This window comes from Flavobacterium davisii (genome assembly GCF_042182265.1).
In the GTDB taxonomy this organism is placed as follows: domain Bacteria; phylum Bacteroidota; class Bacteroidia; order Flavobacteriales; family Flavobacteriaceae; genus Flavobacterium; species Flavobacterium davisii.
Window position 1 is genome coordinate 2027245 of record NZ_CP097869.1, and the last position, 19335, is coordinate 2046579.

15 protein-coding genes and 6 tRNA genes are annotated in these 19335 nt (G+C 30.7%); 4 read left to right on the top strand and 17 right to left on the bottom strand.

What is annotated here, in order from left to right:
* Positions 1-230: 230 nt before the first annotated feature.
* The gene (gene recQ / locus NAB20_RS08515) at positions 231-2426 is read left to right on the top strand and encodes a DNA helicase RecQ (RefSeq protein WP_105197018.1); all 2196 of its coding nucleotides are present in this window, start codon (positions 231-233) and stop codon (positions 2424-2426) included.
* Between the two features lie 823 nt (positions 2427-3249).
* Here the strand turns inward: recQ and NAB20_RS08520 are convergent.
* The 7 genes from NAB20_RS08520 to NAB20_RS08550 form a co-directional block, all read right to left on the bottom strand.
* Positions 3250-4575: an IS110 family transposase gene (locus NAB20_RS08520; protein WP_375604981.1), complete on the bottom strand. Its 1326-nt coding sequence runs from the start codon at positions 4573-4575 to the stop codon at positions 3250-3252.
* Between the two features lie 602 nt (positions 4576-5177).
* Positions 5178-5250: transfer RNA gene (locus NAB20_RS08525), tRNA-Lys, on the bottom strand.
* A 36-nt stretch (positions 5251-5286) separates the two neighbouring features.
* Positions 5287-5371: transfer RNA gene (locus NAB20_RS08530), tRNA-Leu, on the bottom strand.
* A 38-nt stretch (positions 5372-5409) separates the two neighbouring features.
* Positions 5410-5482 (bottom strand) — tRNA-Lys (locus NAB20_RS08535).
* A 29-nt stretch (positions 5483-5511) separates the two neighbouring features.
* Positions 5512-5584 (bottom strand) — tRNA-Lys (locus NAB20_RS08540).
* Positions 5585-5613: 29 nt separating this feature from the next.
* Positions 5614-5686: transfer RNA gene (locus NAB20_RS08545), tRNA-Lys, on the bottom strand.
* Between the two features lie 29 nt (positions 5687-5715).
* Positions 5716-5788, bottom strand: a tRNA-Lys gene (locus NAB20_RS08550).
* 114 nt (positions 5789-5902) lie between these two features.
* Here NAB20_RS08550 and NAB20_RS08555 point away from each other — a divergent pair.
* Positions 5903-6424, top strand: a complete 522-nt coding sequence (locus tag NAB20_RS08555; protein WP_105196371.1) for a shikimate kinase — start codon at positions 5903-5905, stop codon at positions 6422-6424.
* On the opposite strand, the gene NAB20_RS08560 is transcribed toward NAB20_RS08555, so the two are convergent.
* From NAB20_RS08560 to NAB20_RS08570, 3 genes are read right to left on the bottom strand one after another with little or no spacing between them, the layout of a single operon-like run.
* Positions 6412-6909 carry a phosphoribosyltransferase domain-containing protein gene (locus tag NAB20_RS08560; RefSeq protein ID WP_105196370.1) on the bottom strand — a complete coding sequence of 166 codons (498 nt, stop codon included), beginning with the start codon at positions 6907-6909 and terminating at the stop codon, positions 6412-6414. The two genes, NAB20_RS08555 and NAB20_RS08560, sit on opposite strands and share 13 nt — an antisense overlap.
* 8 nt (positions 6910-6917) lie before the next feature.
* Complete coding sequence (locus NAB20_RS08565; protein ID WP_105196373.1) at positions 6918-7499, bottom strand: SAM-dependent methyltransferase; 582 nt, start codon at positions 7497-7499, stop codon at positions 6918-6920.
* Positions 7483-7881, bottom strand: a complete 399-nt coding sequence (locus tag NAB20_RS08570; RefSeq protein WP_088394168.1) for an RNA-binding S4 domain-containing protein — start codon at positions 7879-7881, stop codon at positions 7483-7485. The genes NAB20_RS08565 and NAB20_RS08570 overlap by 17 nt, the downstream gene beginning before the upstream one ends.
* 76 nt (positions 7882-7957) lie before the next feature.
* Here NAB20_RS08570 and NAB20_RS08575 point away from each other — a divergent pair, with 76 nt between their 5' ends.
* The gene (locus tag NAB20_RS08575) at positions 7958-8893 is read left to right on the top strand and encodes an FKBP-type peptidyl-prolyl cis-trans isomerase (RefSeq protein WP_375604982.1); all 936 of its coding nucleotides are present in this window, start codon (positions 7958-7960) and stop codon (positions 8891-8893) included.
* A gap of 53 nt (positions 8894-8946) precedes the next feature.
* On the opposite strand, the gene NAB20_RS08580 is transcribed toward NAB20_RS08575, so the two are convergent.
* The 5 genes from NAB20_RS08580 to NAB20_RS08600 form a co-directional block, all read right to left on the bottom strand.
* Positions 8947-9597: an alpha/beta hydrolase gene (locus NAB20_RS08580; RefSeq protein ID WP_088394172.1), complete on the bottom strand. Its 651-nt coding sequence runs from the start codon at positions 9595-9597 to the stop codon at positions 8947-8949.
* The gene (locus tag NAB20_RS08585; RefSeq protein ID WP_105196368.1) at positions 9598-9933 is read right to left on the bottom strand and encodes a hypothetical protein; all 336 of its coding nucleotides are present in this window, start codon (positions 9931-9933) and stop codon (positions 9598-9600) included.
* Positions 9934-9935: 2 nt separating this feature from the next.
* Positions 9936-11189, bottom strand: coding sequence for a dihydroorotase family protein (locus NAB20_RS08590; RefSeq protein ID WP_105196372.1), 1254 nt, complete (start codon positions 11187-11189; stop codon positions 9936-9938).
* Entirely contained in the window at positions 11186-13108 is a 1923-nt protein-coding gene (locus NAB20_RS08595; protein WP_105196367.1) for a BatA and WFA domain-containing protein, read from the bottom strand. Before NAB20_RS08595 ends, NAB20_RS08590 begins: the two co-directional genes overlap by 4 nt.
* Before the next feature lie 106 nt (positions 13109-13214).
* Positions 13215-13739, bottom strand: a complete 525-nt coding sequence (locus tag NAB20_RS08600; protein WP_088391503.1) for a DUF4442 domain-containing protein — start codon at positions 13737-13739, stop codon at positions 13215-13217.
* A 100-nt stretch (positions 13740-13839) separates the two neighbouring features.
* On the opposite strand from NAB20_RS08600, the gene NAB20_RS08605 reads away from it, so the two are divergent.
* On the top strand, positions 13840-16017 hold the full coding sequence (locus NAB20_RS08605) for an ATP-binding protein (protein ID WP_375604983.1): 2178 nt from the start codon (positions 13840-13842) through the stop codon (positions 16015-16017).
* A 492-nt stretch (positions 16018-16509) separates the two neighbouring features.
* Here NAB20_RS08605 and NAB20_RS08610 read toward each other — a convergent pair whose 3' ends face one another.
* Together NAB20_RS08610 and dnaN are read right to left on the bottom strand one after the other, a co-directional pair.
* Entirely contained in the window at positions 16510-17856 is a 1347-nt protein-coding gene (locus NAB20_RS08610; RefSeq protein WP_088391507.1) for a DEAD/DEAH box helicase, read from the bottom strand.
* A 261-nt stretch (positions 17857-18117) separates the two neighbouring features.
* Positions 18118-19236, bottom strand: a complete 1119-nt coding sequence (gene dnaN / locus NAB20_RS08615) for a DNA polymerase III subunit beta (RefSeq protein ID WP_105196365.1) — start codon at positions 19234-19236, stop codon at positions 18118-18120.
* Positions 19237-19335: the final 99 nt, after the last annotated feature.

Sequence of the window (19335 nt, forward strand, 5' to 3'; positions counted from 1 at the left end):
AGTCTTTTTTAAAATTTGTATAATGATAAAGAATTTTGTATCTTTATGTAAGTGCAAATTTATAAAAATACCTAGTTGAAAGAATTTTTTATTTGACTGAAATTTTATTAATTTTGTTTAAAATTTCCCAAAAATATACCAAACACATTTTTTTTTACTAGTTGGGGATAGTATAAAAGCTGTTTGATTTTCATCATTTCATTAATTTGTCAATAGAAAATAGTTGAAGAATGAGTTCTCACCCAATTGATTTACACAAAGAATTAAAAAAGTATTTCGGATTTAACCAGTTTAAAGGTTTACAAGAACAAGTAGTAAGAAGTATTGTATCTGGAGAAAATACTTTTGTTATTATGCCTACAGGTGGCGGAAAATCGTTATGTTATCAGTTACCTGCACTAATCCAAGAAGGGGTAGCTATTGTTGTTTCGCCTCTTATTGCCTTGATGAAAAATCAAGTAGATGCCCTTAGAAGTTTAGGCTCTGGGGATGCTATAGCGCATGTTCTTAATTCTTCATTAAACAAGACCGAAATTAATCAAGTTAAAAAGGATATAGCATCTGGTTTAACTAAATTGTTGTATGTAGCCCCTGAATCTTTAACAAAAGAAGAGTATATTGATTTTTTAAAGGAGCATAAGATTTCTTTCGTTGCCATTGATGAAGCGCATTGTATTTCGGAATGGGGACATGATTTTAGACCTGAATATCGAAACTTAAGAAATATAATTAGGGCTTTGGGAGATATTCCAATCATAGGACTAACAGCAACCGCCACCCCAAAAGTTCAAGAAGACATTCTTAAAAATTTAGATATGTCTGATGCTAATGTATTCAAAGCATCATTTAATCGTCCTAATTTATTTTATGAGGTACGAACAAAAACCAAGAATGTAGAAGGAGATATCATTCGTTTTATAAAACAACATAAAGGAAAGTCTGGAGTTATTTATTGTCTTTCACGTAAAAAAGTAGAAGATATAGCTGAAGTTTTAAAAGTGAATGGCATTTCGGCTGTACCGTATCACGCAGGTCTTGATGCTAAAACAAGAGCTAAACACCAAGATATGTTCCTTATGGAAGAGGTAGATGTAGTGGTAGCTACTATTGCATTTGGTATGGGTATTGATAAGCCTGATGTCCGATTTGTAATTCATCATGATATACCAAAATCCTTAGAAAGTTATTATCAAGAAACAGGAAGAGCAGGACGTGATGGAGGAGAAGGACATTGTTTAGCTTACTATTCATATAAAGATGTAGAGAAATTAGAAAAATTTATGGCAGGAAAACCAGTAGCTGAACAAGAGGTAGGTTTTGCTTTGCTACAAGAAGTAGTTTCTTATGCAGAAACGTCTATGTCTCGTCGTAAATTTTTATTACATTATTTTGGAGAAGCGTTTGATAGCGAAACAGGAGATGGTGGAGATATGGATGATAATATGCGTAATCCTAAAAAGAAAACAGAAGCTAAGGATAATGTAATAAAACTATTAGAAGCTATTCGTGATACAAAAGAAATATATAAAGCAAAAGAGATTATTTTAGCATTAATAGGAAAAGTAAATGCCGTTATTAAAGCACATAAGACAGATGCCCAGCCATTTTTTGGTATAGGAAAAGATCAAGATGAAAAATATTGGATGGCATTAATTCGTCAAGTAATGGTTGACGGCTTTATGCGTAAAGATATTGAAAGTTATGGTGTTTTAAAAATGACTGATAAAGGATACGATTTTCTGAAGACACCAATATCTTTCATGATGACAGAAGATCATGAATTTTATGATAATGAAGATGATACAGTTATAGCAGCTGCTAAGTCATCAGGAACCACAGATGAGGTTTTAATGGCTATGCTGGTTGATTTACGTAAAAAAGTAGGTAAAAAAGAAGGTGTGCCTCCTTATGTTGTTTTTCAAGAATTTTCATTAGAAGATATGGCCTTGAAATATCCTATCACTATAGCTGAATTAAGTAACATTCAAGGAGTAGGAGAGGGAAAAGCAAAAAAATATGGAAAAGCATTTGTAGATCTTATTTCAAAGTATGTTGAAGAACATGATATTATGCGACCTGATGATTTAGTTGTTAAATCTACAGGAGCTAATTCAGGATTAAAGCTTTATATCATTCAAAATATAGATCGAAAGTTACCTTTAGATGATATTGCAAAAGCAAAAGGTTTGGATATGGATGCTCTACTAAAAGAAATGGAGCAAATAGTGTATTCAGGAACCAAATTAAATATAAATTATTGGGTTGATGAAATTTTAGATGAAGATCAACAACAAGAAATTCATGATTATTTTATGGATTCTGAGTCGGATAAAATTCAAGATGCTTTAGATGAATTTGACGGAGATTATGATACGGAAGAATTGCGACTTATGCGAATTAAATTTATTAGTGAAGTGGCTAATTAATATGAAAAAATCGAATTTTTGACAAAAAGCGGGATAATAATAAAAGAATTATTCCGCTTTTTTTGATGGTTTATTTAAGGTTTAATAGACTAAGAACAAAAGTTGGGGAGGATTTCAAAAAAAGAGATCTTTGTCAAAATTAAACACTACTATGAATCCCTATAGATCTTTTAAAATTGGTGCTTCCTGATTTTCTAGTTGATTATTTTGAAATAATTTCAGTTGATAATTCACAAGAAAACTACATCTCTATTTTGAAGAAAAAGCAAAACCTCCAAAAGAGTTTGATCACACAGAGTTAGCCTCCAAAGGCTTAACAGATGAAATAATAATTCAAGATTTTCCACTAAGAGGAAAGTTTGCGTATTTGCATATAAAACGTCGTCGTTGGATTGATAAAAACACAGACGAGATAGTTAAAAGAGATTGGAATTTATACAATTTAAACTTTGAATTTTCTTTTTAAAAATAGTACCTCTACAAAAACAACAAAAAATAGTATTGGTTCTTGATGCGCTTCGTGCTCGAACTAACGATAATTTCAATTATATACTCAACCGTCTGTTCAAGTTGTTTTTAAAATGAAAAAAAACATATCGAGGACGTTACTTTTAAACCCAGATTCCGCATTAGACTTCGTTGTGAAACAAAAATTTTCAATAAATTCAAGTGCTCACGGAAAATTTTAGAAGAAGAAATAGTGAACTATTTTGATGATTAAAATTTGAGTACGTGCTTGAATTTGAAGAAAAATAAAGTGGAGTAGATTTACTTCGTCTATTCGCTACGCTCGGGTCTAATGCGTAATTCTATCTAACTTAATTTAAGGAATTGATAAAGAAGTAGTTTCGATTCCGTATTTTTTAATCATTTTTTTAATTTGTATCGTTTTTTTATTCTTCATTTCTTGAATATATTCGTTTGTATTTATTGGTATATAATGTTGTTTTTTGACTATCATATTCCAAATTATAACTGCTATTTTTCTTGCTGTTGCTGTAATTGCAGCACCTCTTCCTTTTTTAAAAGAAATCCTTTTAAAGAACATAACGAGGTAACCTTCTTTTTTTCTTTCAATTGTATTTGCCGCATTTCTTAATGTCAATGCAAATTTATTTTTCCCTTTTGGAGTTCTGCTACTCAAAACCTTGCCTCCACTAATTTTATTATTTGGAGCTAACCTGAGCCAATTCACAAATTGCTTGGAGGTCTTGAATTTATATATATCGGTGCCTATTTCGGCTAAAAAACTAGTAACGGTTCCTGAGCAAACTGATTCTATAGCAAAGAGATCTACTCCAAAAAGTTTTAAACTATATTTCTGTACATCAAATTTGGGTTGGTTTTTCCCTTTATTCTGTTTCTTTACCAATTCGATATCTTCTGATAAAACAATTTCTCTGGTTTGATTTTTCAGCACTTGATCAATACGAGTGTCGGTGTTTTTTATTTTATCTTGAATAAGTCTGTAAATATCATAACAATCGGAAAGCTCATGTAGGTATTCATTGTTTATTTTACCTTGTAAAGCGTCGGCTATTTCTTCTTTGCTTTTTTTAACTCGTTTGTCGCAATATTCAGCTAATTTTTCACCTGAAGTTTCACCTGATAGTATCATCTCAATTACTCTTATTCCAGAAACTCCTGTGATGTCACTTATCACAACGTCGAGTCTGAAGTTCATTAAACGTAATGCTTTTTGCATTTTGTTTACAAAGCCTGAACTTTGTTCAATCAAACTAGAACGATGTCTATGAAGTGTTCTTATCTGCAAAGTGGTTTCAGAGGGCAAAAAAGAACCTCGTAATAGCCCTAAAGAATGAAGTTTCTGTATCCATTGTGCATCTTTCACATCTGTCTTTGCTTTGAGGTTTTTTGTTTGAGTCCCTTGAACCAAAAGAACTTCAAAACCATTTCCCTGCAAGATCATAAACAAAGATTGCCAATAACTCCCTGTGGACTCCAAAGCAACACTACGAATCTTGTTCTCTTGAAGATAAGCTACCAAAGCGCATAATCCTGATTGATAAACATTAAATTCTCTAATTTGATTTTCATCCTGTCCTATGGCTACAAAATGAGAACGTGACCCAACATCAATTCCTGCAGCATTGGGATTTACAATTTGCATTTTTTCGAAACTTTTCATAAAATATTTTTTTATTAAAATGCGAGGAAATGTAATATCTTTGCTTAAATTATTCTATACGAGATAACATGGTGTTTCATCATTGATTGTCTCAAAGGGCTTCCAAATGGAAGCCTTTTTACATTTCAGCCAAAATCTGGGAGGGGATAAATTCACCATTTTATACATAGGCTTTGCTCGCAAGTGCAAGTTAGCTCTCATTTGTCAAAGAATAATACTTTCTTGAAATCTGGGTTTAGTCCAGTTGTTTTAAGTTAAAATGGTATTAGTGGCTAAAGGGACACGTATGATGCAAGAATTTGCGTCTTTTTTAAAAGAAATTAATCGATAGTACTGCTGTAGATTCTCAAAACTACTTTGATAATAGAAGTACAAATGTAGCTGCTAAATCTTTTAATGCAAAAATAGAAGCCTTTAGAAGTCAGTTTGGAGGGGTAAGAAATATCGATTTCTTCTTATTCGGATTGTTCAATCTTTTTTGCTTAATCCTTAAATTTTGTTCTTGATCCCTTTTGTTCTTGATTTTTCTAAGATACTTTTTTAGAGTAAAAAAGCAACAAAAAAGGCTATCCTAAACAACATTTTGAACAGCCTTTTTTTAGTGACCCCGCTGGGGCTCGAACCCAGGACCCCATCATTAAAAGTGATGTGCTCTACCAACTGAGCTACGGAGTCTATACTATTATATTTTTGTTTCTTAAATTAGTTTTATGGTGACCATGATGGGATTCGAACCCACACGTCTTACGACACCACCCCCTCAAGATGGCGAGTCTGCCAATTCCTCCACATGGCCGTTGAGAATGAAAAAGCCAAACTTTTGTTTGGCTTTAGTGACCCCGCTGGGGCTCGAACCCAGGACCCCATCATTAAAAGTGATGTGCTCTACCAACTGAGCTACGGAGTCAATGCTTTAATAAATTTTATTTTGTTTAGTGACCCCGCTGGGGCTCGAACCCAGGACCCCATCATTAAAAGTGATGTGCTCTACCAACTGAGCTACGGAGTCAATGCTTTAATAAATTTTATTTTGTTTAGTGACCCCGCTGGGGCTCGAACCCAGGACCCCATCATTAAAAGTGATGTGCTCTACCAACTGAGCTACGGAGTCAATGCTTTAGGAAATGTTGTTTTGTTTAGTGACCCCGCTGGGGCTCGAACCCAGGACCCCATCATTAAAAGTGATGTGCTCTACCAACTGAGCTACGGAGTCGTAAACATTTCTTGTTTGCGGGTGCAAATATATTACCTTATTTTTGATTTTTCAAAGAAAAGGAGGTTTTATTTCTGTTTTTTTTGTAAGTTATTGATTATTAATGTGTTTTGTATGAGTAAAATTGTGTTAGTAGGTTATATGGGATCAGGTAAATCAAGTGTTGGGAGAGTTCTAGCTCGTAAATTGGCATTAGAATTTATAGATTTAGATGATTTTATTGTTCAAAAAGAAGGAAAAAGTATTAAAGAAATTTTTGATACAGAAGGTGAGATTTATTTTCGAAAGTTAGAACATATTGTTTTAAAGGATTTATTGTTAAAAAAAGAGTCTTTTGTTTTGAGTTTGGGAGGTGGTACTCCATGTTATGCTGGAAATGATCTTTTATTACAAGGAGATGCTGTTAATTCAGTTTATTTAAAAGCTTCAATTCAATTGTTGGTTGAGCGTTTAGTTATAGAAGCTGATAAAAGACCCTTAATAGCGGGTTTAAATAAAGAAGAAATGAATGAGTTTGTAGCCAAACATTTATTCGACAGAAGCTATTATTATAATAGTTGTAAAAAAATAGTTTCTGTCGATAATAAGACGATTGATGAAATTTCTGATGAATTGGTACGTCTTTATTCTAAATAGGCGTACTGGTTGTTGTTTTCGAATACAACGTGAACGTGTTCTAGTATAGAAGTAGACAAAGAAATGCCTTTGAAATCAGCTTTTATAGGATATTTTTTATGGTTACGATCTACAAGTACCGCCGTTTTAAATTTTTGAAGAGGTACTTCCAAAAAATGTTTTACTCCATATATAAGGGTTGTTCCAGTGTTGAGTACATCATCTACCAATACAAGCCCTTTATTGCTGTATTCTTCTTTTGGAAGGCTTGTGTGTATAGTAGTGTTAGGATTTTTTTTATCAATTATAACTTCACAAAATTGAATAGATAGAGGAGAAATATCTTTTAGTGTGATAACTAATTTTTGTGCTAATATGCTCCCATTTCCCTGTATCCCAGCAATAATTACTTCTTTTTCATTAATAAATGTTTCGTGTATCTGATATGCTATGCGTTTGATTTTAAATTCTATTTCAGTATGAGTAAGAATAATATTTGTGTTCATTTGTGTTGTTATTTTTTTGTAAATATAAAAAAGAGTTCTTTACCTTGTCTAGGTTTGATAGAATTGTAAGCAATTTCTAGTGTTTTTATAGTAAATTGGGGTGAAAACAAAAGTTTGTATTCTTCCTTAGAACCTCCAAAAGGAGGGCCTTGTTCAGTTAAAGGGAAATCAAATAAAAGCCCCGCTATTTTTCCTTGTGGATTTAATAGTGAATTTATTTTGGTTGCATATTCTTTTCTTGCCATAGGAGGAAGTGCGCAAAAAAAAGTTTGTTCTATAATTAGATCATAGTTGTCTTTATGTGAAAAAAAATCTTCGTATATAATTTGGTTATAAGGTACCTGTGGTAATCGCTTTTTTATGTTTTTAATGGGTGTTTCTGCAAAATCGAGAACATGAGTGTTCTTAAAACCTTTTTGGATCAAATATTCAAATTCGTATGCGTTTCCACCTCCAGGAATTAGTATTTTGAGATTTTTATTTGTTAATTGATCAAAATAACTTTTCAGAGGTTGTGTAATGATTCCAGTATCCCAACCTGTTTCGTTTTTTTGATATCTGTTTTCCCAGTAATTACGATTCAGATTCATCTTTAAATTCATTTTCAAAATCTAATTCAAATTCATCCAAATCACGACGGTCTTTTTTGGTAGGTCTACCTTCACCATATTTTCTGTAATGTGCTTTAGAAAGTTTAAGCATTTCTAAATGAGCAAATGCTTCTTCTGGGGTTTCATCTCTACGATATATATCGACTAGTTTGGCACCTACTCGGCTTGTAGGAATGTCTAAAACCTGAATGCTATAGGTAATTTGGTCTTTTCTAAAAGTAACTTTGTCTCCAGAAAAAACTTCTTTAGAAGGTTTGGCTGTAATTCCGTTTACAGTTATTTGGTTTTTTTTACAAGCTTCAGTTACCATGTTACGAGTTTTGTAATATCGTACACACCATAAATATTTATCAATACGCATAAAATCAAAAATCTTAGTTAAATTAGTATACAAAAATAATTCAAAATTGTATCTTGCGTGCAAATTTTATAGAAGAATGAATAAATTAAGTAAATTGATAGGCGGCTTATTTTTAGTGATTGTATTTATGTCTTGTAATAGAAATAATGATACAGTAGATGTCGTTCCTCCTAAAGCATATTCAGAACAAATACCAGGAGAAATTTTAGAAATAGAAAAGTTTTTTGAAGATTATCACATGGATGTTGATGCAGATAAAAATGTTGAATTTGTAAAAAGAATCGGTTCTAAATCAGGCTTAGTTTCTATAAAAGATCAGTATGCACCTAAATTCAAAATAATACGTTACAACGATTATGATTTTAAGGTGTATTATATTAATCATAATGGTGGAGGAGAATTAAAACCAGAACTTTCTAAAACTCCTTGTCCTATAGATACAGTTTTAGTATCATATCATGGCCTGTTGTTAAAGGAAAAAGCGGGTTTTGATCAAGAAAAAACGACATTTAATAAAAATCAGTTTTTTGACCGAGGAGAAAATCCAGTTCGTTTTGATTTAGCAAAAGTAATAGCTGGTTGGTCTAGAATGGTGTCGTTAATGACTACAGGTATTACAACAGTTGATCCTGTTACAAATGTTTTAAGTTTTAAAGATTTTGGTGCTGCAGTATTGTTTCTACCTTCAGGGTTAGGGTATTATTCTGATGCACAGGTAAATATACCAGCTTATTCTCCTTTAATATTTAATGTTAAATTAATGTCAATGAAGAGAAAAGATCATGATTTTGATGGGCATACAACCTTTGAGGAAGAATATAGTTTTGATGCGTCAAATTTAAACGCTTCATGGGTTAATTTAAAGCGTGATACAGATGGAGATGGGTATCTTGATTATCTAGATCGCGATGATGATAATGATGGAATATTAACAAGAGATGAAGCAATAGGGGATGATAATCGTAATGGAATTCCAAACCATTTGGATAAAGAGGATAGAAGAAGAAAATAAAGCATATTGAAAATAAAAAAGAGGCTATCTAATCTAAAAGATAGCCTCTTTTTTTATTCAGTTTCTAATAACCAATTTTTAAAATCGTAAAAGTTTTGAGGAGCTACACCATGTCCTACAGGATATTCTTTATAGCTATTCTTGATACCTAAATCGTTTAATATGGGTTGTGCTTTACGAGCCCATTCTACGGGTACTACTTGGTCTACGCTGCCATGTGAAGCGAATATTTGTAAATTATTAAAGTTGTTTTTTTGATAATCTTTTAATGCAATTTCTTGATTAAAATACCCACTCATACCTACTATTCTCTGAATTTTGTTAGGATAAGATAAGGCGGTAGCGTAGCTTAAAATACATCCTTGGCTAAATCCAATTAGCGTAATTTTATTAGGATCAATAGCGTAATTTTCGACTAATTCGTCAATAAAATGAACTATTGTTTCCCTTGAACTGCGAGCTTGATCTAAATCTGAAAATTTATTTTCGTCAGCATCAAAATTAATGGCATACCAAGCATAAGCATTTGGCATTAGATTATAAGGAGCACGAGCGGATATGATGTAATAATGATCAGGAAGTTCAGAAGCAAATGAAAAAAGATCTTCTTCGTTACTTCCGTAACCATGTAATAATAAGAGTAATGGGTTTTTCTCTTTTTTTATTTTAGGTTCTTTTACTAGATGGTATAGCGATAAATTCATTTAGATAGTTTTAAAAAATTTTTGAAATATGGAGCCTAATAGTGGTAACGGACGGGATTCGCCTCGGCTTGCGGTATATAAACCGTAAAAGCTTAATAGAGAAATGAATATCCACATACTTATAGTAGCCATAGGGATGCTAAAATTAGAAAGCATAAGACCTAATGTAACAAAAGTAATGGTTAAGCCTAGACCTTGTCTTACATGAAAAGAGCCAAATTCGGTTTTGTCTTCTCCACTATTCATGGATAAGGCAATAAGTGGACCTATTATAAGTATATAGCTTATAATTGCTGTGTTTTTTCCTTTTTTTATATCGTTTAAGTTTGTATTCATTATTAGCTTTTAATAAATTGAGAATGATTAATAATACCAATTACTTTTCCTTTCATAGATTGGTTTATAAAAGCTGAGTTTTTAGATTTGGATATTATGTTTTCTTTTTGAAAAAACCAATTTTCATTAGGAGTAAATAGTGTTAAATTAGCTGTTTCTCCTTCTTTTAGGTGAGGCTCTTCTATATCAAAAATCTTTCGTCCAGCAGTTAATTTTTCTATAATAATTTCTGTGGGTAAAATGGTTTGTAAGGCACTATAACAACTTTCTAATCCAATGGTTCCATTTTTAGCTAAATCAAATTCTAAATTTTTGTTTTCAATGTCTATAGGGTTATGATCGCTTGTAATACAGTCAATAGTATTATCTAAAACGCCTTCAATAAGTGCTTTGCGGTCTTGTTCTGATCGGATAGGAGGAGTTACACGATAATTAGAATTAAAACTGTTTAGTACTTCGTCTTGTAATATCAAATGGTGAACAGATACACTACAGCTAACTTGTAAGCCTTTTTTCTTCGCCTGACGAATTAGATCTACAGCGTGAGCGGTTGAAAGGGTTGGAATGTGTAGTTTACCTCCTGTGTATTCTAAGATGTATAAATTGCGGGCTATTATTAAATCCTCAGCTAAGGAAGGAATGCCTTTTAAACCTAACTGAGTAGAAGTGATTCCTTCGTTTACGATTCCTTTGCCTTTGATGTTGTTATCCATTGAGTAAGCAATAACTTTTCCTTCAAAATCTTTTGTGTACTGTAGAGCTATTTTTAGGATGTTGGCGTTATCTAAATTTTTGTTATAATCTCCAAAAGCTACAGCACCTGCATTCTTCATGTCTAAAAGTTCTGCTAAGTCATTTCCGTTACTGTTTTTTGTAAGTGCTCCAATGGGGTATAAATCAGTGGCGCTTTGATTAGCTTTTTGTTTAACAAAAAAGATTTGAGATTGATTATCTAATATAGGAGCTGAATTGGGTTGTAAAAGAATGCTTGTAAAACCTGATTTACTAGCTGTCTGTAGTCCGTTATTGATAGTTTCACGATCTTCAAAACCTGGTTCTCCTAAAGAAACACTAGTGTCTATCCAGCCTTTAGAGAGATGTAAATCAGGGTAGGTGATTTCTTCATAATCATTTAGAATGGGGAGATTTTGTCCTATTTTTTCTATTATACCGTTACTAATTTGAATATCAGTAATTTCTTGGTTTAAAGGATGATTTTTTTCAATAATTCGAGCATTACGGATAATTAAATTCATTTTAGAAATTTTTGAATGAGCAATTCGATGATCAAAAATAATAAGGCAAAAATAAGAAACCATTTCCAAATTTGCTGATCAGTGCGTTCTGTTTGAAGGGTTTCAAAAAAAATATTTAAGTTGCTTATTGTATTAATTTTGTTATAATTACTATAATTGTTTAATTGACTTTCTTTGCGGTCATAATTAAAACTAATAGGGTAGATGTTTTTTTTATTTTGAATAATTTGATAATTACCTGCTTTTTTAGGGTTATCGCCACAACTAAATTTTAGTTTATTTTCTAAAATTTGTTGTACAGGAATAAAATTTTCTTCTTTGTTTGTAATAGAAACTATTTCATCTTTATTTAGTAACGCATCAATTATAGTGGTTTTGTTTTGACCAATTGTTTGATATTGTAGACCATTTTTACTAGTTGAAATACCCATTTTGTAAAAAGTAGGTACAATTAGTGGGGCATTTTGAAAATTTGAAATTTCTTTGTTTAAAGGAGCTGAAAATATATATATAATACCAGAATTTTTATACAATGTATTTAAAAATGCCGATTGATCATCGTAGGTAAGTGCTTGGGGTAAACCACTTTTTACTTCAAAGGATTTCTTTACAATAGGGTACTGAAAGTTACGGATTCTTTTTTCAAAAACATCTATGTATAGAGGATTTGAAAAGTTAATTTTCATTATTTTTTTTTCCTTGTTTTGTAAATTACCAAATTGAATGTTTGTGAAGTTTTTTAAAAAAGCATTCAAATTAGATGGAATAATTTTTTCGGAAGGAATAATGACCAAACTACCTCCTTTATCGACAAATTTTTTCATATTAGTGTGCATTGCCGTAGGAATATTATCTAACTCATTTAAGATAATACAATCTTGATTTTCTATACTTCTATAGTCTAGGTGGTTTGGATTGCTGTTTGAAAAATTAAACTCGGGCTTTGTATAAATTCGGGTAAGGAAATTAGATTTTTCGTCATCTCCTATACTTAGGATTTTTACAATTTTAGGTTTTGAGAAATTGAAATAAAAAGTGTTGTCAAAAGCTAAACTATTATCATTTAAAGAAACATATCCGTTAAATGTTTCTTTTGGAATTGTAAATAATAAAGTTTGTTTGTTTTTGTTTAAAGGTATTACAGATTTGGCAATCAAATTGTTTTGATTGTATAATGAAATAGGAATTGATTTAGATTCCTTAAAATTAGATGAAACTAATACACCAATTTCATAGAAATTTTCAAGACTCTGATTTATAAAAACACTATCAATAGCAGCGTTTGTCGTTTTTTCAGCTTCAGGAACTACGAAATAAGTTTTGTTATTTAGAGGTAATTTAGATAAGGATTCGGTTTGTAAGCCAATAGCATCTGTGATAACTAAAATATCTTTTCCTTGATTGTTATTATGCGATTTTGTTTTAATTAGTGCATTTTCAAGAGAAAAAGGAATTGGGCTATAATTTAAATTTTGGAGATCTTTAGCAATAGCTTTAATATGTGTGTTCCAAAAATCGGTATCGTTTGTTAAAAGTGAAAAAGTTGTTTCTTCTGGAATGTTTTCTAATAAATCTTGTACAGCTCGCTTAAGTAATTCTCCTTTTTTACCTTTTGCTTGCATACTAAAAGAGTTGTCTAATAGTATAATAAGTTCATTGTTTTTACCTGCTTGGTCTGTTGCTTTAAAAAAAGGTTGCGCAAAGGCTAGAATAAGAGTGGCTAAGAGTAAAAGTCTTGTTGCTAATAATAAATATTTTTTTATTTTAGAGCTTTTACGTGTTTGGATGATCAGTTCTTTTAAAAAACGAACGTTCGTGAAGTATTCTTTTTTAAACTTTCGTAATTGAAATAAATGCACAATTACTGGAATAATCAGTAAAAAAAGAAAATAAAGGATTTCAGGATGTTTAAATTGCATTTATGTTTTGAATTTGTCAAAGATACATTTTTAGTTTGAATCGTAGAATAGTTTCAGATTTTAATCGTTTTTTTGAACAAAAAATCTAAAAGTATTAAATTAAGAGTTAGGATGAAATTTCCCTTTTTTTTAGTTTTTCTTTATAAAACTCCTTTTCCGCTATGTAAATAGTTTTAGTTACTTCACAAAATGTAACATCCCCTTTTTTGTTGGTAATAGATGTTATCTTAGTATACTCTATTTCTTTCTTTATTTTTACTTCATCAATGATTTTTTTTATTTCTTCATCACTAAAATGAAAAGTAGCGTAAACGTTTTCTCTTGCAGGTTTTTTAAAGCGTATGAAGGCTGTTTTATCCCATATAATGTAATTGTCTTTCAGGATATACATTAATTGAGTCATAGGTATTGGATCTACAGCCGAAAAGAGACTTCCACCAAAAATAGAACCTACGTAGTTCTTGTTTTTATAATTATGAGGGATTTTTATATGTACATTTTTTAAATCTTCTGAAATATGGGTTACTCTAGCTGTACTCCTTTTGTACATAGGAGAAAAATTAAATCCATATTTTAGAAAAATAGATGGATGTATGAATTTTTGAGCAAATCTAGAAAGTTTTTGATACATTGTTTTTAATTCATTAAAATTGATATAAAACAGTTTTGATTGTCAAAAATAAACTATTTTTGACTAAATTCCTTCCTTTAAAAAATCAAAAATTTAGAAGATGTATCGTTTTTTTCTAATCATTTGGAGTCTTATTGTTTGGCCTTATGATGTTTCATCACAAAGAATAAATGCTATAAAAAGAACAGAATTAAAAATTAAAAAGGCAAAAAGCGCACTAAAAGAATTAAATACAAAAGAATCAATGATGCTAGCTCAGGAAGGATTGCTAGAATCATTTCAATTAAATGACAATAGATTAAAAGCTAAAGCCTATATGGTTTTAGGATGTAATTTTGTTGAATTTGTTAATACAAAAAAAGCTGAAAGATATTTCTTGAAATCTTTGTATTATGCTAATTTAAATGATAATGATACTCTTAAGGGGTTGGTTTATAATGATCTAGGAGCAGTCTATTCTTATTATGAAGGCAATTTTGAAAAAGGAATTAAATATTATAAAAAAGGATTATTTTATACAGAAAAAATAGAAGATCCAATTCAAATTACATATGATTGTCTGAACATTGCAGGAGCTTATGTTGATGAAGGACGTTATGAAGAGGTAATGCCTTTCTTAAAAAAAGCAACTTACTATATACAATTTAATAAAGAAGCTGAAGCACAATTGAATTATAATGCTTTATGGGGGCGCTATTATAGTTATAAAAATCAAAAAGATAAAGCAGAATATTTTTTCGAAAAATCAATTCAATGCGGATTAACAGAAAAAGTGGATTTATTAGATAGTTATTTAGCAGAGGTTTATAGTGATTATGCTATACATTTTGAAAAGTTTAAAGAATATGATAAAGCTTTGAAATATGAAAGATTAAGCTCTCAATATAGGGATAAGGTCTATAATCAAAAACGTTCAGAATTTGTCAAAAGCAAAGAAGATGTTATTAAAATGAAAGAATATGAATGGCATATTAATTATATTGAAAAAGAAAAAGAAGAGAAGGAACTTAGTTTAAAAAAAACGTATATAATCATTGTTTTGTTTACGATCATTGTAGGAGGGTTGATGGTATTAGTCTATATATTGTTTAAAAATAATCGTAACAGACGTAAAAGTTTTATACGCTTACAAAAGGTTAATAATGAATTAGAGAAAGCAAAAGAAAAAGCAGAAGAATCGACACGAGTTAAATCACAATTTGTTTCAACTATTACACATGAATTAAGAACACCTTTATATGGTGTTATAGGAATTTCAGATCTATTAGCTGATGAATATCCTGAAATAATAAAGAGTAAGTATTTGCAATCTTTAAAATTTTCGGCTCAATATTTATTGTCTTTAGTAAATGATGTTTTGCAAATTTATAAGATCACAGAAAAAAAAATTATTTTAGAAAAAAGCAGTTTTAATCTTCGGGATCAATTAGACGCCATTAAAAATAGTTTTTATACACAGTGTCTTAAAACATTGAACGTTATTCATGTTGATGTTGATAATGCTATACCTGAAAGGATTGTAGGGGATGGTCTTAGACTTTCTCAGATTTTGATGAATTTGATTAGCAATGGACTTAAGTTTACAGAAAACGGAAAGGTAGAGCTAAAGGTTAATTTGATTGATAGAATAGAAGATCAATTGAGTTTAGAATTTATTGTGCAAGATACAGGAATAGGAATAGCAAAAGAAAATCAACAACGAATTTTTGAGGAATTCGTTCAAATTGAACGTCGTGAAGAAGATTATCAAGGAACAGGTTTAGGTTTACCTATTGTTAAAAAATTAATAGCATTATTCGGTGGGACTATTTTTTTGGAAAGTGAAGAAGGAAAAGGGACTAAAGTAGTATTTCGGTTGAATTTTGAAATAGATAATGAATATTTTTCATCCAAATTATTTGTAGATGAAGCAAAGGCCCAAGCTTTGAAAATACTTCTAGCCGAAGATAATAAGATTAATCAAATAGTAACGAAGAAAATATTAAAATCCTTTGGTTATAAAGTTGTTATTGCAAATAATGGTTTAGAATCAATAGAAGCTTGTAAAAAAGGAAAATTTGATATTATTCTTTTGGATATTAATATGCCTCTTTATGATGGATACGAAGTGGCTATTCAAATAAGAAATTTAAGCATTACAACCCCAATAATTGCATTAACAGCTTTTGATAAATATGAAGTTTTTAGTAAATGTAAAAAAGCAGGAATGAATGATGTATTGGTAAAACCTTTTGAAAAAGAACAGTTGTTAGGTATCATAAATAGTTATGTAGGTTAAAGGGAAGTTATAGTGTCTTTTTTAGATATTTATTCGGCCTATATTATCAAAAAATATAAACCCAAATTTCGCATGCGATTTCGTGGTGAATATGAAAATATAAGTAAAATGTATGAATTTTTTTTCTTGTGATAGGTAGCAAAAGTGGTAGTTTGTCTCTTCGATCCAAGGAAGAAGTTACATTATTGATATTATGTAATTTCTTTCCTATTTTATAAATGACAAGATTGAGAATTTTTAAGATAACTTAATTCAATAAAAAAAGTACGCTTTTTATATTTAAAGTTTTTTTGTTTGTAATAAATTGCGAATGTGTAATCTGATTTTAAAAAAGTAAACCTCATTTTAGAGAAAAAGTTTTAAAATGGGTTTACTTCAAGGAGTAAGGAACTTTCGAACCTTGATTTATTGATATATTTTTTTCTGAATAACCTTATTAGAGTTATCAATAGAGGTGATTTGCTAATAATGAGTAGAATACTGTCAGAAAACTTATTTTTTCTTGCGTTTTTCTGCACGTTTACGTTCAACAGCGCGATTTCTAGGAGCTGTTTTGCGAGGTTTTCTTTTTCCTGGACCACCTAAATTTACTTTTTTATTTTTTTCCGATTTGTCTTGAAAGGCGCTGTTTTCAGATGTTTTAGGTTTTTTAAGCAAGTGTTTTATTTTTTGCTTTTCTTTTTCAGGGCCAATTAATTGTGTTGAAATTTCAATGTTTTCAGGTAAATCTAAGATAGGGATTTCAAGATCCATTAACATTTCAGCTTCTATCTTTATGTCTTCTTCTCTTGGTGCAATAAAACTAATAGCAATTCCTTCTGTATCGGCACGTCCAGTTCTACCAATACGATGAATATATTGTTCTGGAATTTCAGGCATTTCAAAATTTATAACATGTGTAATGTTTGAAATATCTAAACCTCTTGCCATTACATCAGTTGTAATAATACCCTTTGTTTCGCCCCTTTGAAAGCTGGACATTGTAAGTAAACGATAGTTTTGAGATTTATTAGAATGTATTATGCCAAATTGATCTGGATATGCTGCTTCTATTTTTTCATGAAGCATATCGGCAATTTTTTTATTATTAACGAATATTAGAACTCTTTCTAAAGAATCATCTGTTTGTAGTAAGTGTTTTAATAAATTTACTTTAGTATTAAAGTTAGGAACATGATACGATAATTGTTGTATTTTTTCTAATGGAGTGCCTGATTTAGCAAGTGTAATTTCTTCTGGAAAGTCAAAATAATCGTTTAGGATTTCGTCTACTTCATCTGTCATTGTAGCAGAGAAAAGTACATTTTGACGTTTGGGTTTTAACATAGTTAAAATGGAAGTAATTTGAGGGCGAAAACCTAAATTTAACATTTCATCAAATTCGTCGATCACTAGTTTATTTACTTCTTGTAAGGATAAGACGTTATCTAAAGCTAAATCCATTATGCGCCCTGGCGTTCCTACTAAAATATCTATTCCTTGATATACTTGATTTTTTTGCGTATTAATGTTTACACCTCCATAGATTCCTAAAGTTCTAACAGACATGTATGCTGTAAGTTTTTCTATTTCATCTACTACTTGTACAACTAGTTCTCTAGTAGGAACCAAAATCATCATGCGAGGATTGTATGTTTGAGCAAACTTGTATTGTTTTAATAAAGGAAGTAAGTATGCAAAAGTCTTACCTGTTCCTGTTTGAGCAATTCCCATTACATCTCTACCAGATATGATTACATTAAATGATTTTTGCTGAATAGGGGTAGGACTGACAAATTTTAATTCGTCTAATGCTTTTTGTAAAGATTTTGGTAAATTAAATTGCTCAAATGATGACATATATCTAATTGTATTTTTTGCAAAGGTATTGTTTATAGTCGATATTTCTTAAAGAAAGAGCGATAACTTCATTTGAAAATTACAATTAAAGTTGATATTGGGCAAAAATAAGAAGCTTAAAAAGAAGCTTTTTGATAAGTAGTAAATGAGATTTAGTTTGTTATCTCGACGACAGGAGAAGTCACATTATCAATGTTATGCGATTTCTCCTGCTAGTCGGAATAAACAAGATAGTGTCCTTTTCGGACATTCTTTATATTTTTAGCTATTAAGCATTACAGGCATTACGAGCATTGTAACAGTTTCTCCTTCATCTAATCCATCGGCAGGAGTTAATATACCTGCGCGATTTGGCATTGACATTTCGAGCTGGATCATGTCACTTTGTAGATTTGTAAGCATTTCCATTAGAAAACGAGAGTTAAATCCTATTTGCATATCATCTCCTTGATAGTCACAAGTAAGACGCTCTTCTGCTTTGTTTGAATAGTCAATGTCTTCTGCTGAAATGTTTAGTTCAGCACCAGCTATTTTAAGACGAATTTGATGTGTTGTTTTATTTGAAAAAATAGCTACACGACGTACAGAACTTAAAAATTGTGTGCGATCTATCAATAATTTATTAGGGTTTTCCTTAGGAATAACGGCTTCGTAATTAGGATATTTTCCGTCAATTAAACGACATGTTAAGATATAGTTGTCAAAGGAAAAAGTAGCATTGGCATCGTTATATTCAATAGTAACTTCTGCATCAGATGCTGCTAATATACCTTTTAAAATATTTAAAGGTTTTCTTGGCATTATAAAATCAGCAACTTGTGAAGCTTTTACATCAGTTCGAGCGTATTTAACTAGTTTGTGAGCATCTGTTGCTACAAAAATTAGGCCTTCTGGTGAAAATTGGAAGAATACGCCACTCATAACAGGACGCAAGTCATCATTACCTGCTGCAAAGATAGTTTTGCTAACAGCTGTTGATAATATTTCTGCGGGCACTAAAGTCTTAGAAGGATCTTCTAAAACAACGGCCTTAGGAAATTCGGCTCCAGGAGAGTATGCTAAAGCATACTTACCAGATTGAGAACTAATTTCAATCGTATTGTTTTCCTCTACAGTAAAAGTGAGCGGTTGCTCAGGAAAAGTTTTTAAAATTTCTAATAATAATTTAGCAGGCACAGCCACGCTCCCCTCACTAGTAGAATCTATGCTTAAAGAAGCCGACATAGTAGTTTCTAAATCCGAAGCAGAAACCACTAATTGGTCTTGTTTTAATTCAAATAAAAAATTGTCTAAGATAGGTAAAGTATTGCTACTGTTTATTACGCTACCTAAGACCTGTAGTTGTTTTTGTAAATAAGAACTCGATACAATAAATTTCATCGCAAATTATTTAAGTAAGTAACCTTATGGTGTATAGATTTTTAGTTTTTACAAATATATCGTAAACTAATTACTTTTTGAAATTATTTTTTTAAATAA

What these genes read in the sequence shown, in the direction of transcription:
- dnaN (WP_105196365.1), bottom strand. Translation starts at nt 19,236, where the DNA reads ATGAAATTTATTGTATCGAGTTCTTATTTACAAAAACAACTACAGGTC.
- NAB20_RS08590 (WP_105196372.1), bottom strand. Translation starts at nt 11,189, where the DNA reads ATGAATTTAATTATCCGTAATGCTCGAATTATTGAAAAAAATCATCCT.
- NAB20_RS08555 (WP_105196371.1), top strand. Translation starts at nt 5,903, where the DNA reads ATGAGTAAAATTGTGTTAGTAGGTTATATGGGATCAGGTAAATCAAGT.
- NAB20_RS08605 (WP_375604983.1), top strand. Translation starts at nt 13,840, where the DNA reads ATGTATCGTTTTTTTCTAATCATTTGGAGTCTTATTGTTTGGCCTTAT.
- NAB20_RS08565 (WP_105196373.1), bottom strand. Translation starts at nt 7,499, where the DNA reads ATGAATCTGAATCGTAATTACTGGGAAAACAGATATCAAAAAAACGAA.
- NAB20_RS08600 (WP_088391503.1), bottom strand. Translation starts at nt 13,739, where the DNA reads ATGTATCAAAAACTTTCTAGATTTGCTCAAAAATTCATACATCCATCT.
- recQ (WP_105197018.1), top strand. Translation starts at nt 231, where the DNA reads ATGAGTTCTCACCCAATTGATTTACACAAAGAATTAAAAAAGTATTTC.
- NAB20_RS08520 (WP_375604981.1), bottom strand. Translation starts at nt 4,575, where the DNA reads ATGAAAAGTTTCGAAAAAATGCAAATTGTAAATCCCAATGCTGCAGGA.
- NAB20_RS08580 (WP_088394172.1), bottom strand. Translation starts at nt 9,597, where the DNA reads ATGAATTTATCGCTATACCATCTAGTAAAAGAACCTAAAATAAAAAAA.
- NAB20_RS08560 (WP_105196370.1), bottom strand. Translation starts at nt 6,909, where the DNA reads ATGAACACAAATATTATTCTTACTCATACTGAAATAGAATTTAAAATC.
- NAB20_RS08570 (WP_088394168.1), bottom strand. Translation starts at nt 7,881, where the DNA reads ATGCGTATTGATAAATATTTATGGTGTGTACGATATTACAAAACTCGT.
- NAB20_RS08595 (WP_105196367.1), bottom strand. Translation starts at nt 13,108, where the DNA reads ATGCAATTTAAACATCCTGAAATCCTTTATTTTCTTTTTTTACTGATT.
- NAB20_RS08585 (WP_105196368.1), bottom strand. Translation starts at nt 9,933, where the DNA reads ATGAATACAAACTTAAACGATATAAAAAAAGGAAAAAACACAGCAATT.
- NAB20_RS08610 (WP_088391507.1), bottom strand. Translation starts at nt 17,856, where the DNA reads ATGTCATCATTTGAGCAATTTAATTTACCAAAATCTTTACAAAAAGCA.
- NAB20_RS08575 (WP_375604982.1), top strand. Translation starts at nt 7,958, where the DNA reads ATGAATAAATTAAGTAAATTGATAGGCGGCTTATTTTTAGTGATTGTA.